Consider the following 14,905-nt stretch of genomic DNA (forward strand, 5'->3'; position numbering starts at 1 on the left):
TCTGAAAACTGCTATTATTCGTGCCGCATCAACTTCCTGGCGACATTCCGACAATGTGGGTCTGATTTCACGCCAGGTGAATCAAACTACTCAATTTTGTATGTAGGCTTTCGTGTGGCTTACCACTGCAACTAAGGACATTCTATGCCTGTAATTACGCTTCCTGATGGCAGCCAGCGCACTTATGATCGCCCTGTCAGCGTGATGGACATCGCGCTTGATATCGGCCCCGGTCTGGCCAAAGCCTGTATCGCCGGACGAGTGAACGGTGAACTGGTCGATGCGGTTGATCCCATCACCGACGACGCGTCTGTCGCCATTATTACTGCAAAAGACGAAGCGGGTCTTGAAATCATCCGTCACTCTTGCGCGCACCTGTTAGGCCATGCCATTAAGCAGCTGTGGCCCGACACGAAAATGGCTATTGGTCCGGTTATCGACAACGGTTTCTACTATGATGTCGACATCGATCGCACGCTGACCCAGGAAGATATTGAGCTGCTGGAAAAACGCATGCATCAGTTGGCTGAGACCAACTACGATGTCGTGAAGAAGAAGGTCAGCTGGCAGGAAGCGCGCGATGTCTTCGCGGCGCGGGGTGAAGTCTATAAGACCACCATCCTGGACGAGAATATCAGCCATGATGATCGCCCTGGGCTGTATCATCATGAAGAATACGTCGATATGTGCCGCGGTCCGCACGTACCGAATATGCGTTTTTGTCACCATTTCAAACTGCAGAAAATTTCAGGCGCCTACTGGCGTGGCGACAGCGACAACAAAATGTTGCAGCGCATCTACGGCACCGCCTGGGCCGATAAAAAGCAGCTGTCTGCCTATCTGCAGCGTCTGGAAGAAGCGGCGAAGCGCGACCACCGTAAGATCGGTAAACAGCTCGACCTCTACCATATGCAGGAAGAAGCGCCGGGTATGGTTTTCTGGCATAATGACGGCTGGACAATTTTCCGTGAACTGGAAGTGTTCGTCCGCAGTAAGCTGAAAGAGTACCAGTACCAGGAAGTAAAAGGTCCGTTCATGATGGACCGCGTGCTGTGGGAAAAAACCGGTCACTGGGAAAACTACAAAGATGCGATGTTTACGACCTCTTCGGAGAACCGTGAGTACTGCATCAAGCCAATGAACTGCCCGGGTCATGTGCAAATCTTTAATCAGGGGCTGAAATCCTATCGCGATTTGCCACTGCGTATGGCCGAATTCGGGAGCTGCCACCGTAATGAACCCTCAGGTGCGTTACATGGTCTGATGCGCGTTCGTGGCTTTACTCAGGATGATGCCCATATTTTCTGTACGGAAGATCAACTGCGCGCCGAAGTGAACAGCTGTATCCGCATGGTTTACGACATGTACAGCACCTTTGGCTTTGAAAAGATCGTGGTGAAACTGTCTACCCGTCCTGAAAAACGCATCGGTTCTGATGAAACCTGGGATCGTGCAGAAGAGGATCTGGCTGCGGCGCTCAATGAAAACAACATTGCGTTTGAATACCAGCCGGGTGAGGGCGCCTTCTACGGCCCGAAAATTGAATTTACTCTATACGATTGCCTTGACCGTGCCTGGCAGTGCGGAACAGTTCAGCTAGACTTTTCCCTGCCTAAACGTCTGGATGCCACTTACGTGGGTGAAAACAACGATCGTCAGACGCCCGTGATGATTCACCGTGCGATTCTGGGGTCGATGGAACGCTTTATCGGTATTTTGACCGAAGAGTTTGCCGGTTTCTTCCCTAGCTGGCTGGCACCAGTGCAGGCTGTCGTCATGAATATTACCGACGGTCAGGCAGAATATGTTGAGACTTTGACACGTAAATTGCAGAATGCTGGCATTCGTGTGAAAGCGGACTTGAGAAACGAGAAGATAGGCTTTAAAATCCGCGAGCACACATTACGTCGCGTCCCTTATATGTTGGTCTGTGGTGATAAAGAGGTGGAAGCTGGCAAAGTGGCCGTTCGCACCCGCCGTGGTAAAGACCTTGGGTCGATGGATGTCGATGTGTTTGTTGAGAAGCTGCAGCAAGAGATTCGCAGCCGCAATCTTCACCAATTGGAGGAATAAGGTATTAAAGGCGGAAAACGAGTACAACCTACGCGTCCGAATCGCATCAACAGTGAAATTCGCGCAACAGAAGTGCGCTTAACAGGCGTTGAAGGCGAGCAACTTGGTATTGTCAGTCTACGCGAAGCTTTGGAAAAAGCTGAGGAAGCGGGTGTAGATTTAGTTGAAATCAGCCCGAACGCCGAACCGCCGGTTTGCCGCATTATGGATTACGGCAAGTTCCTCTATGAAAAAAGCAAATCTTCTAAGGAACAGAAGAAGAAGCAAAAAGTTATTCAGGTTAAGGAAATTAAATTCCGTCCTGGAACCGATGATGGCGACTATCAGGTCAAACTACGCAACCTGATTCGCTTTCTGGAAGAAGGCGATAAAGCCAAAATCACGCTGCGTTTCCGCGGTCGTGAGATGGCGCACCAGCAGATCGGTATGGAAGTGCTTAACCGCGTCCGTAAAGACCTGTGTGATGATCTGGATTTGGCTATTGTCGAATCCTTCCCTTCGAAGATCGAAGGCCGCCAGATGATCATGGTGCTCGCACCTAAGAAGAAACAGTAGGCATTCAAGTAGCAATGACCGCGCAGCGCTCGCGTTGTGCGGTTTGTTGTTCGCCTGTCTGGGTCATGTTATCAACAATGCGAAGTGGATATTTTTTAAAATGCCAAAGATTAAAACTGTACGTGGCGCGGCTAAGCGCTTCAAGAAGACCGCTTCTGGCGGCTTCAAGCGTAAACACGCGAACCTGCGTCATATTCTGACTAAGAAATCTACCAAGCGTAAACGTCACCTGCGTCCGAAAGGCATGGTGTCTAAAGGCGATCTGGGTCTGGTTGTTGCCTGCCTGCCGTACGCATAAGTAAATTTTTTTAATTAATTCAGAATATTAAACAGGAGAGCTAAATGGCTCGTGTAAAACGTGGTGTAGTTGCTCGCGCACGTCACAAAAAAATCTTAAAACAAGCTAAAGGTTACTACGGTGCACGTTCACGTGTTTACCGCGTTGCCTTCCAGGCTGTTATCAAAGCTGGTCAGTATGCTTACCGCGACCGTCGTCAACGTAAGCGTCAGTTCCGTCAGCTGTGGATCGCGCGTATCAACGCAGCGGCGCGTCAGAACGGTATGTCTTACAGCCGTTTCATCAATGGTCTGAAAAAAGCAGCCATTGAAATTGACCGTAAAATCCTGGCCGACATCGCTGTATTCGACAAAGTGGCATTCACTGCACTGGTAGAAAAAGCGAAATCAGCTCTGGCGTAAGTCAGTTGAAAAAGGGAGCTTGCTCCCTTTTTTATTACCTGTAACCTGAGCAAAAGATTGACTTTTTCGCCTCTGCGCTTTTCAATAGTGCCGTTGAGTATCACGACAAGGTAACGCAAGCATGAATGCTGCTATTTTCCGTTTCTTTTTTTACTTTAGCGCCTGACAATCAGGGGCTTTTGCGCATAAGAAAAGAAACGAAAAATCGCGCTGAAAGCCTCCCACGTGGAGGCTTTTTTATTTTTGGCGCTGGCATATTGGACCGGCAGGTCCCAACAAGTACTAACCAGCCTGACTGGAAAAAGAGGAAAACATGTCCCAACTAGCAGAACTGGTGGCGAACGCCACGGCGGCCATCGACGGGGCGACCGATATCGCCGCCCTTGACGCGGTGCGCGTCGAATATCTGGGGAAAAAAGGGCATCTGACTTTGCAGATGACCACGTTGCGTGAGCTGCCAGCAGAAGAGCGTCCAGCAGCCGGTGCCGTGATTAACGAAGCCAAACAGCAGGTGACAGATCGTCTGAATGCCCGCAAAGAAGCGATGGAGTCGGCGGCGCTCAACGCCCGTCTGGCGGCGGAAACCATCGATGTCTCGCTGCCGGGACGCCGTATCGAAAACGGTGGGCTGCATCCGGTTACCCGGACTATCGATCGCATTGAAACCTTCTTTGGTGAACTGGGATTTGCGGTGGTGACCGGCCCGGAAATTGAAGACGATTACCATAACTTTGACGCGCTGAATATCCCCGGCCATCACCCGGCACGTGCCGATCACGACACCTTCTGGTTCGATGCCACTCGCCTGCTGCGTACGCAGACATCCGGCGTACAGATCCGCACGATGAAAAACCAGCAGCCGCCGCTGCGCATTATCGCCCCGGGCCGCGTGTACCGTAACGACTACGATCAGACGCACACGCCGATGTTCCACCAGATGGAAGGCCTGATCGTCGATAAGAACATCAACTTCACCAACCTGAAAGGCACGCTGCACGATTTCCTGAACAACTTCTTTGAGGAAGATTTGCAGATCCGTTTCCGTCCGTCTTACTTCCCGTTCACCGAACCGTCTGCGGAAGTGGATGTGATGGGGAAAAACGGCAAGTGGCTGGAAGTGCTGGGCTGCGGCATGGTGCATCCTAACGTGCTGCGCAACGTCGGTATCGATCCGGAAGTCTACTCGGGCTTCGCCTTTGGTATGGGCATGGAGCGTCTGACCATGCTGCGTTACGGCGTGACCGATTTACGCGCATTCTTCGAAAATGATTTACGTTTCCTCAAACAATTTAAGTAAGGGCAGGTTATCCAATGAAATTCAGTGAACTCTGGTTACGCGAATGGGTAAATCCAGCCCTTGACAGCGCAGCGCTGTCAGAACAAATCACCATGGCGGGTCTGGAAGTGGATGGCGTTGAGCCAGTGGCTGGCGCGTTTCATGGCGTGGTGGTCGGTGAGGTCGTAGAGTGCGGTCAGCACCCGAATGCCGACAAGCTGCGCGTGACCAAAATCAACACCGGGGGTGATCGTCTGCTGGACATCGTGTGCGGTGCGCCGAACTGTCGTCAGGGCCTGAAAGTGGCCGTCGCCACCGTGGGTGCCGTTCTGCCGGGCGATTTCAAAATCAAAGCCGCAAAGCTGCGCGGTGAACCCTCGGAAGGCATGCTGTGCTCGTTCTCGGAGCTGGGTATTTCCGATGATCACAATGGCATTATTGAACTGCCTGCCGATGCGCCTGTGGGCACCGATATCCGTGACTATCTGCAGTTAGATGACAACACCATCGAAATCAGCGTGACGCCTAACCGCGCTGACTGTCTGGGCATCATGGGCATCGCTCGGGATGTTGCGGTCCTGAACGGCCTGCCGCTGAATGCGCCCGCCATCGAGCCGGTCACTGCCACGATTCCCGATACCTTCCCGATTCGCGTTGACGCGACCGATGCCTGTCCTCGCTATTTAGGCCGGGTGGTCAAAGGCGTGAACGTTGCCGCAGCAACGCCGCTGTGGATGAGAGAGAAACTGCGCCGCTGCGGTATTCGCTCTATCGATCCGGTCGTGGATATCACCAACTACGTGCTGCTGGAGCTGGGTCAGCCGATGCACGCCTTCGATCTGGATCGTCTTGACGGCGGGATCGTGGTGCGCATGGCAGAAGAGGGCGAAGCACTCACGCTGCTGGATGGTACAGAAGCCAGACTCAGCAGCGATACGCTGGTCATTGCTGACCACCAGAAAGCGCTGGCGATGGGCGGCATTTTTGGCGGTGAGCATTCCGGCGTAAACACCGAAACGCAAAATATTTTACTGGAATGCGCCTGGTTTGAGCCGCTGGCGATTACCGGCCGGGCGCGTCGTCATGGTTTGCATACGGATGCTTCACATCGTTACGAGCGTGGCGTGGATTCGGCGCTGCAGCACAAGGCGATGGCGCGGGCGACGCAGCTGCTGCTGAGCATCTGTGGCGGCGAAGCCGGTCCGGTTATCGATCAGACGGTAGAGGCCGCGTTGCCGGTGCCTGCCACCATCACCTTACGTCGTGAGAAGCTGGATCGCTTAATCGGTCATGTGGTCAGCGATGCCCAGGTGACCGACATTCTGACCCGCCTCTGTTGTGAGGTGAGCGTAGGCAGTCAGGAATGGCAGGCGGTCGCACCGACCTGGCGCTTCGATATGGCTATCGAAGAAGACCTGGTGGAAGAGATTGCGCGCATCTACGGTTATAACAATATCCCGAACGTGCCGGTGCAGGCCGGGCTGGTAATGACCAAGCACCGTGAAGCCAACCTGTCGCTGAAACGCGCGAAGATGCTGCTGGTGGATAAAGGCTATCAGGAGGCCATTACCTACAGCTTCGTGGATCCAAAAGTCCAGCAGTTGCTGCATCCCGGCGAAGAGGCATTGCTGCTGCCAAGCCCGATTTCCAGCGATATGTCCACCATGCGTCTGTCGCTGTGGACCGGTTTGCTGAGCGCCGTGGTCTATAACCAGAATCGTCAGCAGAGCCGCGTGCGCCTGTTTGAGAGCGGCCTGCGTTTTGTGCCTGATACACAGGCAGATTTAGGTATCCGTCAGGATTTGATGCTGGCCGGCGTACTGAGTGGCAATCGCTTCGAAGAGCACTGGGATCTGGCGCGCCAGGCGGTTGACTTCTATGATTTGAAAGGCGATTTAGAGTCATTACTGGATTTAACCGGTAAGCTCGACGCCATCACTTTCCGTGCAGAAGCGAATCCGGCGTTACATCCGGGACAAAGTGCGGCAATTTATTTGCATGATGAACGAATCGGATTTATCGGAGTGGTTCATCCCGAACTTGAACGTAAGCTGGATCTCAACGGTCGCACCTTAGTCTTTGAACTGCTTTGGAATAAGGTCGCAGACCGCGTCCTGCCTGATGCGCAAGAGATTTCGCGCTTCCCGGCAAACCGCCGAGATATCGCCGTTGTTGTGGCGGAAAACGTGCCCGCAGCAGATATCATCGCAGAGTGTAAGAAAGTTGGCGTAAATCAGGTAGTTGGCGTAAACTTGTTTGACGTGTACCGAGGTAAGGGTGTTTCCGAGGGCTATAAGAGCCTCGCAATCAGCCTGATTTTGCAGGATACCAGCCGGACACTCGAAGAAGAGGAGATTGCCGCGACGGTTGCCAAATGCGTTGCGGCATTAAAAGAGCGATTCCAGGCAACCTTGAGGGATTGAACCTATGGCGCTTACAAAAGCTGAGATGTCAGAATACCTGTTTGAGAAACTCGGGCTGAGCAAACGTGATGCAAAAGAGTTAGTGGAGCTGTTTTTCGAAGAGGTTCGCCGCGCTTTGGAAAATGGAGAACAGGTTAAACTGTCGGGGTTTGGTAATTTTGATCTGCGTGACAAAAACCAACGTCCGGGCAGAAACCCAAAAACGGGAGAGGATATTCCGATTACTGCACGTCGCGTAGTCACCTTCCGTCCAGGGCAGAAGCTTAAAAGTCGCGTTGAGAACGCCACACCCAAAGACAGTGACTGATCCCAGTGTTTTAAAAAGGCCGCGCAAGCGGCCTTTTTCATTTCTTTTTTTCGCAATCCTTTTACAATCAATTCCCTGTTACCCAGATCAATTCCGCTTATGTCCCAGCTTGAACAACTTGCACGGCACAGCACACGGCAAAATCAAAAATGGCTGGTGGGCCTGAGTCTGCTGCTGCTGGCGCTTTTTACGGTCAGCCTGTGTGCAGGCGAGCGCTGGATAGGGCCTGCCGCCTGGTGGAGTGAGAGCGGCAGGCTGTTTGTCGGCCAGTTACGTTTACCCCGTACCGTCGCGGTGATGCTGGTGGGGGCGGCGCTGGCGTTGAGCGGGGTGATGATGCAGGCGCTGTTTACCAATCCGCTGGCCGAGCCCGGCCTGCTGGGGGTGTCCAGCGGGGCAGGCATTGGCCTGGTGGCGGGCGTGCTGTTCAGCGGCGGCGCATTATGGAGCCTCTCGCTTTCGGCGATAGCGGGCGCGTTGGTGATTACGCTGATTCTGCTGCACTTTGCCCACCGCCATTTATCCGTCAGCCGTTTGTTGCTCACCGGCGTAGCGCTGGGCATGATTTGCAGCGCGATGATGACCTGGGCGGTGTATTTCAGCAGCAGTCTCGATTTGCGCCAACTGATGTACTGGATGATGGGCGGATTCAGCGGCATCGACTGGCGTTATGGCTGGATGATGCTGGCGTTATTGCCGGTGATTCTGGCCAGCATGACGGCGGCCCGCGCGCTCAATCTGTTGGCCCTCGGTGAGACCTCCGCGCGCCAGTTGGGACTGTCTCTGGTCTGCTGGCGTAATCTGCTGGTGCTGGCCATGGGCTGGCTGGTCGGGGTAAGCGTTGCGCTGGCCGGGGCGATAGGATTTGTCGGGCTGGTCATTCCTCATCTGTTACGCCTGGTGGGATTGCACGATCATCGTGCGTTGCTGCCGGCCTCCGCGCTGGCAGGGGCCAGCGTACTGCTGGGGGCAGATATTATTGCCCGTCTGGCACTGGCCTCGGCTGAGTTGCCTGTTGGCGTGGTCACGGCCACGCTGGGTGCGCCATTGTTTATCGTTCTGTTAGTCAAATCGACACGTCAGCCTGCGCTGACAAACAAGTCTTAACCACAGGAACCCCGTATGAGCATTTATCAAACTGAACTGGTTACGCTGGATGGTGAGAAAACCACGCTGTCTGCCTGGCAGGGCAACGTCCTGCTGGTGGTGAACGTGGCCTCGAAATGTGGTTTAACGCCGCAATACGAAGCCCTGGAAAATATCCATGAAGCCTGGCATGACCAGGGCTTCAGTGTACTGGGTTTTCCGTGCAATCAGTTCCTGGAGCAGGAACCCGGCACCAGCGAAGAAATCAAGACGTTTTGCAGCACCACCTACGGTGTGACCTTCCCTCTGTTCGAAAAATGTGAGGTGAATGGTGAACATCGTCATCCGCTTTATGCGCAGCTGGTGGCCGCAAAACCGGATGCCGTTCGGCCGGAAGAAAGTGGCTTTTATGAGCGTATGGTCAGTAAAGGCTGGGCACCAAAAGCGCCAGGGGATATTTTGTGGAATTTTGAAAAATTCCTGATTGGACGTGACGGCAGCGTGATCCAGCGTTTCTCACCCGATATGTCGCCAGAAGACCCGATTATTCTGGAAACGATTAAGGTCGCGCTGGCTAAGTAGGTGTTACTCAGCCTGCAAGCGGCTGCCGTTGCCGGACGGCTGCAACCGGTGAGCGGTGCGCTTCATGCCGGGCATCTGATCCATCTGGTGGGGCCGAATGGCGCGGGCAAAAGCACCTTGTTGTCCGCGCTGGCCGGTCTGGAGCCGATAACCGGTCAGATGACTTTACAGGATAAAGCGCTGGCTGACTGGCCCGGACCGGCGCTGGCCCGGGTGCGCGGCTGGCTGCCTCAACAGCAGCTGCCACCCGGCATGATGCCGGTTTATCACTATCTTCGTCTGCATCTGGCGTCTTCAGGACCACACAATGATGCGCGGTTAATGAGCTTACTCGCCCGGCTGCAGTTGACAGAAAAACTCTCCCGACCGCTGAATCAGCTTTCCGGGGGCGAATGGCAGCGCGTCCGGCTCTGTGCGGTCATGGCACAAATCGATCCGCAGATTAATGCGGACGGTAAACTGCTGATTCTTGACGAACCCATGACGGCGCTGGATGTGGCGCAGCAACACGCTGTCGATAATCTGATTCAGGAACTCTGTCGTGCAGGGGTTTGTGTGATTGCCAGCAGCCATGACCTTAACCACAGCCTGTGGCATGCCGATCGGGTCTGGCTGTTGCATCAGGGCGCTGTTGTGGCACAGGGCAAACCCTGTGAAATCCTGCGCCCGGAACAGCTCACGCCACTCTACGGTATCCCTTTCCGACAACTCACCCTGGAAGGCCGTCCGCTGCTAACGGTTTTACCCTGAGACTTGCCACGTAGCGGGCTTTGCCGCTACATTTACCCCGTTATAACTGATTAAGGATGAGCTGTGATGCGCATGGGGTTGCTGTTCGTGGTGTTACTGTTGGTGGGCTGTAGCCATCGTGCACCGCCTGTCAATGGTCGCCTCTCTGACTCCATTACCGTTATCGCGCAGCTCAACGATCAACTGGGGAGCTGGCGGGGAACACCGTATCGCTATGGTGGCATGAGCCGCAAGGGCGTTGACTGCTCGGGTTTTGTCTATCTGACATTTCGGGATAAGTTTGATTTGCAGCTCCCACGCAGTACCGCCGCCCAGAGTGATATCGGCACGCGCATCAGCAAAGAGGACCTTCTGCCCGGCGACCTGGTGTTCTTCAGGACCGGCAGTGGCGAAAATGGCTTACATGTGGGCATTTACGACACGGATAACGCCTTCATCCATGCTTCAACCAGTCAGGGCGTCATTCGGTCCTCGCTGGATAATGTCTACTGGCGGAAAGTGTTTTGGCAGGCGCGACGCATATAATTTGTCAACCTAAGCCCGCCCGGTTAGTGCGGATTAATTCAGAAAATGACCGGATCTAAAAAATATTCCTAATTTGGCTTTAACCAACTCATTTTATTTATAACATTGGGAGCGGGAATCTTTTTCATACTTTACAGAATTGTCCCAAAAATTATTTGGCTTAAAGTTTATTTTCTTAAAACTAAAGCCAGTAATGGCCTAAAAATATCTATCTCATCAGTCCTTTGCTACTATTGCCAGTAAGTTTTTAATCATATACGATGCACTATCGCCACATATACTGGCTGTAAAATGAAAATTCATCTGTCGGCCGACTATGAGTCGGAAATTTGGTTTTATGCCGCCTGTTCCCAGGAAGGGCACTTAACCGCTATTGAGCTGGCTACCCAGTTCGTCCACGAAAGTGCGCCTATCACGTTGCCGCAGGATGTTCTGTTGCCGCAGCTTGATGAGACACAGCGCCTGCGCCTGCTGCAGCGGCAGGTTTCGTTACTGGAAAAGCATCAGACCTTTTTCGAAACGCACAATCTGCTGGCCTTTATGCCCACAGACGAGGGCATGGCAAGCACCCTGCTCGAAAGTGAGTTTCTGACGCGTAAAATAAAACAACTGCCCTTTTTAAGGTTGGATATCAGCGAAACGTTTCTCTCGCTCCATTTGGGAAAAAATAATCCGCTTCTCGCGGCGTTATATGGTGAGTTTAAATTGTCTCTGTCGCATTTTGGCGCGGGGAAATCGTCGACGACTGCCGTTTACGATAATCTGTTTAGCTGTATCAGGCTGGATAAACACTTTATTCAGTCGCTTGCTAAACGTGCTTCTTTTTTACCATTTATGCAAAGCATCATTGATAATTTCCGTAGCCATTGCGATCGGATGATTATTTGTGGCGTAGATGACGAAATTTTACTGGATAAAGTTAGCCATCTAAGTAATGTGCATCTGCAGGGTGCCTTGTTCCCGGTGGTGAAATCTGATGCGTTTGAGTCCTTGATCTACTCCGAGCAATTCCTGCACTCTCCCTGATATTTGCACGACTGTCGCCTGTTTAATCCCGGCTATCAACGCTACACTGTGGGTTTTATCATACGATACCCGGTGTCGTTTGGGAGTAGACATGGTCTTTGACAACAGCTGGTTTCGAGAGCTTTCGGGTACTTATACCGCCTTACATCCCACCCCGCTTGCCGGTGGCAGACTGTTATATCACAACGGTCCGCTGGCGCACGAAATGGCGCTGGAGAGCGATCTGTTTACCGGGCAGGGGCACGGTGTCTGGTACGGTGCGTCACTGTTGCCGGGTATGCAACCGCTGGCGCAGGTATACAGTGGCCACCAGTTCGGCGTCTGGGCAGGTCAGCTGGGTGACGGGCGCGGCATTCTGCTGGGTGAGCAGCGCCAGCAAGATGGCAGCCGTCTCGACTGGCATTTAAAAGGCGCAGGGCTGACGCCGTATTCGCGCATGGGCGATGGTCGTGCTGTGGTGCGCTCGACGGTGCGTGAGTTTCTGGCCTCGGAGGCGCTGCACCATCTGGGGATCCCGACCACGCGCGCGTTAACGATAGCCATCAGCGATGAGCCGGTTTACCGTGAAACCGCTGAGCGCGGTGCAATGCTGATGCGGATCGCGCCGAGTCATCTGCGCTTTGGCCATTTCGAACACTTCTTTTACAGCCAGCAGCCTGACAAGGTCAAACAGCTGGCGGAGTATGCCATTCGTCATCACTGGCCGCATCTGGCGGAGGACGCCGACCGTTATTATCTGTGGTTCGCCGATATCGTCCTGCGCACAGCACGCCTGATTGCGCAGTGGCAGAGCGTGGGCTTTGCGCATGGTGTGATGAATACCGACAACATGTCGATCCTTGGCCTGACGCTGGATTACGGCCCTTACGGTTTTCTGGATGACTATCAGCCGGACTTTATCTGTAATCACAGCGATTACCAGGGGCGCTACAGCTTCGAGAATCAGCCGATGATCGGTCTGTGGAACCTTAATCGTCTGGCGCATGCCCTGTCAGGATTACTCAGTACAGAGCAGCTAAAGCAGGCGCTGAGCGGTTATGAAAACGAACTGATGCGCGTCTGGGGCCAGCGGATGCGGGCGAAACTGGGCTTTCTGACCGAAGAGGCAGGGGATAACGCGATTCTGACCGGTCTGCTCAGCTTAATGAGTCAGGAACGGCGCGATTATACGCTGACGTTCCGCCTGCTCAGTGAAACGCAGCAGTCAGAACAGCGATCGCCGTTACGGGATGAATTTATCGATCGCGCTGCCTTTGATCGCTGGTATCAGGATTACCGCACCCGTTTGTTGCAGGAGCAGGTCAGCGATGCGACGCGCCAACAGGTGATGAAAGCGGCCAATCCGGCGCTGGTCTTGCGAAATTATCTGGCACAGCAGGCGATCGAGGCGGCGGAGCAGGGTGAGAGCGGGGCGCTGGCCCGTTTACATCAGGCGCTTCAGCAGCCCTTCAGTGACGCGACGGCCGCTGAGTATCGTCAACGGCCGCCGGACTGGGGCAAATCACTGGAAGTCAGTTGTTCCAGCTAAGTTATAAACGGTGAGAAACTGCCTCAGCTAACAGGGCCAGTACAGCTTCGCTGTCTTGCCAGTTGAGGCAGGGATCGGTGATGGACTGACCGTACGTCAGGGGCTCACCGCTCACCACTTTCTGATTGCCTTCTTCGATAAAACTTTCGATCATCACGCCCGCTACCGCGCGTGAACCTCCTTTGATCTGTTCAGCCACATCAGCAGCAACGTCGCGCTGACGACGATGCTGTTTCAGGCAGTTGCCGTGGCTGAAATCAATCACCAGCTGTGGCGCTAAGCCGAATTCATTCAGGCAGGCAGTCGCCTCGGCGACATCGGTGGCATGATAATTGGGCTGTTTACCGCCACGTAAAATCACATGGCCGTGCGGGTTGCCGCTGGTCTGGTAAATGGTCATCTGCCCCTGTTTATCCGGCGACAGGAACATATGGCTGGTTCGGGCAGCGCGAATGGCATCCACAGCAATACGCACATTGCCATCGGTGCCGTTTTTGAAGCCGACAGGACAGGAGAGCGCAGAGGCCATTTCACGATGGATCTGGCTTTCAGTGGTGCGGGCTCCAATGGCCCCCCAGCTGATCAGATCGGCAATAAACTGCCCGATCACCATATCCAGAAATTCCGTTGCTGTGGGTAAGCCGAGTGCGTTGATATCAATCAGTAGTTTACGGGCAATGCCGATGCCGCGGTTCACATCAAAGCTACCGTCCAGATCCGGATCGGAGATCAGGCCTTTCCAGCCGACCACCGTACGTGGCTTTTCAAAATAGGCCCGCATCACGATTTCCAGCCGGTCCTGATACTGCTCGCGCAGCGCATTTAAACGCCGGGCATAGTCTAAAGCCGCCACCGGGTCATGCAGGGAGCAGGGACCAATCACGACCAGCAGACGGGGATCGTCGCCCGTGAGGATGCGCGCAATGCGCTTGCGTGCTGCGGTGATATTATCGGCCATGGCGGAGGAAAGCGGATATTCAGCTGCCAGACTGGCAGGAGAGATCAGGCTGCCAATGCGCGCCGTGCGCAGTTCGTCAGTTTTATTCATGGTGTTCTCTAAATGTGTTCTTCGCAGCGGTGGAATACCGGGAAGTGATGAGGGTCACAATAAACCATTAGCTTGTGAATTCAAGCATCAACGTGACAATGGCAGGCAAAATTACGGCAGCGCCACGTTACAGGGCGCTGCCGGCGGCGAATCAGTACATGCGGCGCGTCAGGCCCATAATATCGAGGATCTTGGTGGCGATCTCTTCCACGGAATAGTTGGTACTGTTGAGATAGCGAATCTGGTGGGTACGGAACAGCGCTTCCACTTCGCCCACCTCCAGCCGACACTGACGCAGGGAAGCATAGCGGGTATTTTCCGCGCGTTCCTGACGTATGGCCGCCAGGCGTTCCGGGTCAATTGTCAGGCCAAACAGTTTATGCTGATGCTGGCGCAGAGCGGGTGGCAGTTTCAGGTTATCCATATCATCGGCAATAAACGGATAGTTCGCGGCACGAATACCAAACTGCATCGCCAGATAGAGGCTGGTGGGGGTTTTACCACAACGGGAAACGCCTAACAGAATGACCTGCGCGTCTTCCAGGCCGCGCAGTGAAATGCCGTCATCATGTGCCAGGGTGTAATCAATCGCCGCAATACGCGCATCGTATTTGCCCAGATTGCTGGCATCCAGTCCGTGCGTTCGGTGTGCGACCGGTGCCGGTGCGAGACCAAGCTCCTGCTGAAGCGGAGCGACCAGCGCCTGAACAATGTCCTGACAAAACCCGTCACTTTGCAGAATGATGTCGCGCACTTCCGGCGTGACGATAGAAAAAAAGACCAGTGGACGCACGCCGCTTTGCTGAAAAAGGGCATTGATCTGAGCTTTAACCGCCTGCGCGCGCTGAACATTTTCAACAAACGGCAGGGTGACACTGTTGGTGTTAACGGGAAACTGCGATAGCACAGCGTGGCCTAACACTTCGGCGGTAATCGCAGTGCCGTCGGAGATATAAAAAACGCTTCTGTCGGTGGTCATGGGGCTTGCCTCGTGCAAGGAAGTCGTGAAAAGACGGAGCAGGGTTAA

At 54.0% G+C, this 14,905-nt stretch carries 16 protein-coding genes and 1 other annotated feature; of the genes, 14 read left to right on the plus strand and 2 right to left on the minus strand.

The features are described from left to right. Nucleotides 1-144: 144 nt before the first annotated feature. The 14 genes from thrS (at nt 145) to C7434_RS04635 (ending at nt 12,830) form a co-directional block, all read left to right on the plus strand. Complete coding sequence (gene thrS, locus C7434_RS04565) at nt 145-2,073, plus strand: threonine--tRNA ligase (RefSeq protein ID WP_006118953.1); 1,929 nt, start codon at nt 145-147, stop codon at nt 2,071-2,073. Between the two features lie 3 nt (nt 2,074-2,076). Continuing rightward, on the plus strand, nt 2,077-2,628 hold the full coding sequence (gene infC / locus C7434_RS04570; protein ID WP_006118954.1) for a translation initiation factor IF-3: 552 nt from the start codon (nt 2,077-2,079) through the stop codon (nt 2,626-2,628). A 100-nt stretch (nt 2,629-2,728) separates the two neighbouring features. Next, nucleotides 2,729-2,926: a 50S ribosomal protein L35 gene (rpmI, locus tag C7434_RS04575; RefSeq protein WP_006118955.1), complete on the plus strand. Its 198-nt coding sequence runs from the start codon at nt 2,729-2,731 to the stop codon at nt 2,924-2,926. Between the two features lie 44 nt (nt 2,927-2,970). Further along, entirely contained in the window at nt 2,971-3,327 is a 357-nt protein-coding gene (gene rplT, locus C7434_RS04580) for a 50S ribosomal protein L20 (protein ID WP_006118956.1), read from the plus strand. Between the two features lie 116 nt (nt 3,328-3,443). Then, nucleotides 3,444-3,569, plus strand: a sequence feature (Phe leader region). Continuing rightward, entirely contained in the window at nt 3,449-3,493 is a 45-nt protein-coding gene (gene pheM / locus C7434_RS21910) for a pheST operon leader peptide PheM (protein ID WP_106120997.1), read from the plus strand. Its footprint overlaps the feature before it by 45 nt. Before the next feature lie 71 nt (nt 3,570-3,640). Beyond that, entirely contained in the window at nt 3,641-4,624 is a 984-nt protein-coding gene (gene pheS / locus C7434_RS04595; protein ID WP_033741123.1) for a phenylalanine--tRNA ligase subunit alpha, read from the plus strand. Between the two features lie 14 nt (nt 4,625-4,638). Then, nucleotides 4,639-7,026: a phenylalanine--tRNA ligase subunit beta gene (pheT, locus tag C7434_RS04600; RefSeq protein WP_133745193.1), complete on the plus strand. Its 2,388-nt coding sequence runs from the start codon at nt 4,639-4,641 to the stop codon at nt 7,024-7,026. 4 nt (nt 7,027-7,030) lie between these two features. Beyond that, on the plus strand, nt 7,031-7,333 hold the full coding sequence (gene ihfA, locus C7434_RS04605; RefSeq protein ID WP_006118960.1) for an integration host factor subunit alpha: 303 nt from the start codon (nt 7,031-7,033) through the stop codon (nt 7,331-7,333). 99 nt (nt 7,334-7,432) lie between these two features. Further along, nucleotides 7,433-8,440 carry a vitamin B12 ABC transporter permease BtuC gene (btuC, locus tag C7434_RS04610; RefSeq protein WP_033741127.1) on the plus strand — a complete coding sequence of 336 codons (1,008 nt, stop codon included), beginning with the start codon at nt 7,433-7,435 and terminating at the stop codon, nt 8,438-8,440. A 15-nt stretch (nt 8,441-8,455) separates the two neighbouring features. Further along, nucleotides 8,456-9,001, plus strand: a complete 546-nt coding sequence (locus C7434_RS04615) for a glutathione peroxidase (protein WP_133745194.1) — start codon at nt 8,456-8,458, stop codon at nt 8,999-9,001. Continuing rightward, complete coding sequence (gene btuD, locus C7434_RS04620; protein ID WP_033741133.1) at nt 9,002-9,751, plus strand: vitamin B12 ABC transporter ATP-binding protein BtuD; 750 nt, start codon at nt 9,002-9,004, stop codon at nt 9,749-9,751. Between the two features lie 66 nt (nt 9,752-9,817). Continuing rightward, nucleotides 9,818-10,276, plus strand: coding sequence for an NlpC/P60 family protein (locus C7434_RS04625; RefSeq protein WP_033741136.1), 459 nt, complete (start codon nt 9,818-9,820; stop codon nt 10,274-10,276). A gap of 291 nt (nt 10,277-10,567) precedes the next feature. After that, nucleotides 10,568-11,302: an EAL domain-containing protein gene (locus tag C7434_RS04630; RefSeq protein ID WP_006118964.1), complete on the plus strand. Its 735-nt coding sequence runs from the start codon at nt 10,568-10,570 to the stop codon at nt 11,300-11,302. A 91-nt stretch (nt 11,303-11,393) separates the two neighbouring features. After that, nucleotides 11,394-12,830, plus strand: a complete 1,437-nt coding sequence (locus C7434_RS04635; protein ID WP_033741138.1) for a protein adenylyltransferase SelO — start codon at nt 11,394-11,396, stop codon at nt 12,828-12,830. Between the two features lies 1 nt (nt 12,831). Here C7434_RS04635 and C7434_RS04640 read toward each other — a convergent pair whose 3' ends face one another. Together C7434_RS04640 and C7434_RS04645 are read right to left on the minus strand one after the other, a co-directional pair. Beyond that, nucleotides 12,832-13,878: a 3-deoxy-7-phosphoheptulonate synthase gene (locus C7434_RS04640; protein WP_033741140.1), complete on the minus strand. Its 1,047-nt coding sequence runs from the start codon at nt 13,876-13,878 to the stop codon at nt 12,832-12,834. 151 nt (nt 13,879-14,029) lie between these two features. Beyond that, a complete protein-coding gene (locus C7434_RS04645) occupies nt 14,030-14,857 on the minus strand; it encodes a pyruvate, water dikinase regulatory protein (protein ID WP_006118966.1) in 828 nt (275 codons plus the stop codon). Between the last annotated feature and the right edge of the window lie 48 nt (nt 14,858-14,905).

This window comes from Pantoea sp. PNA 14-12 (assembly GCF_004364735.1).
Lineage (GTDB): Bacteria > Pseudomonadota > Gammaproteobacteria > Enterobacterales > Enterobacteriaceae > Pantoea > Pantoea stewartii.

Bases quoted from the DNA above. Each gene is read 5' to 3' on its own strand.
- C7434_RS04635 (WP_033741138.1), top strand. From the start codon at position 11,394: ATGGTCTTTGACAACAGCTGGTTTCGAGAGCTTTCGGGTACTTATACC.
- C7434_RS04645 (WP_006118966.1), bottom strand. From the start codon at position 14,857: ATGACCACCGACAGAAGCGTTTTTTATATCTCCGACGGCACTGCGATT.
- pheS (WP_033741123.1), top strand. From the start codon at position 3,641: ATGTCCCAACTAGCAGAACTGGTGGCGAACGCCACGGCGGCCATCGAC.
- C7434_RS04625 (WP_033741136.1), top strand. From the start codon at position 9,818: ATGCGCATGGGGTTGCTGTTCGTGGTGTTACTGTTGGTGGGCTGTAGC.
- thrS (WP_006118953.1), top strand. From the start codon at position 145: ATGCCTGTAATTACGCTTCCTGATGGCAGCCAGCGCACTTATGATCGC.
- btuC (WP_033741127.1), top strand. From the start codon at position 7,433: ATGTCCCAGCTTGAACAACTTGCACGGCACAGCACACGGCAAAATCAA.
- rpmI (WP_006118955.1), top strand. From the start codon at position 2,729: ATGCCAAAGATTAAAACTGTACGTGGCGCGGCTAAGCGCTTCAAGAAG.
- rplT (WP_006118956.1), top strand. From the start codon at position 2,971: ATGGCTCGTGTAAAACGTGGTGTAGTTGCTCGCGCACGTCACAAAAAA.
- ihfA (WP_006118960.1), top strand. From the start codon at position 7,031: ATGGCGCTTACAAAAGCTGAGATGTCAGAATACCTGTTTGAGAAACTC.
- C7434_RS04640 (WP_033741140.1), bottom strand. From the start codon at position 13,878: ATGAATAAAACTGACGAACTGCGCACGGCGCGCATTGGCAGCCTGATC.
- pheT (WP_133745193.1), top strand. From the start codon at position 4,639: ATGAAATTCAGTGAACTCTGGTTACGCGAATGGGTAAATCCAGCCCTT.
- C7434_RS04615 (WP_133745194.1), top strand. From the start codon at position 8,456: ATGAGCATTTATCAAACTGAACTGGTTACGCTGGATGGTGAGAAAACC.
- C7434_RS04630 (WP_006118964.1), top strand. From the start codon at position 10,568: ATGAAAATTCATCTGTCGGCCGACTATGAGTCGGAAATTTGGTTTTAT.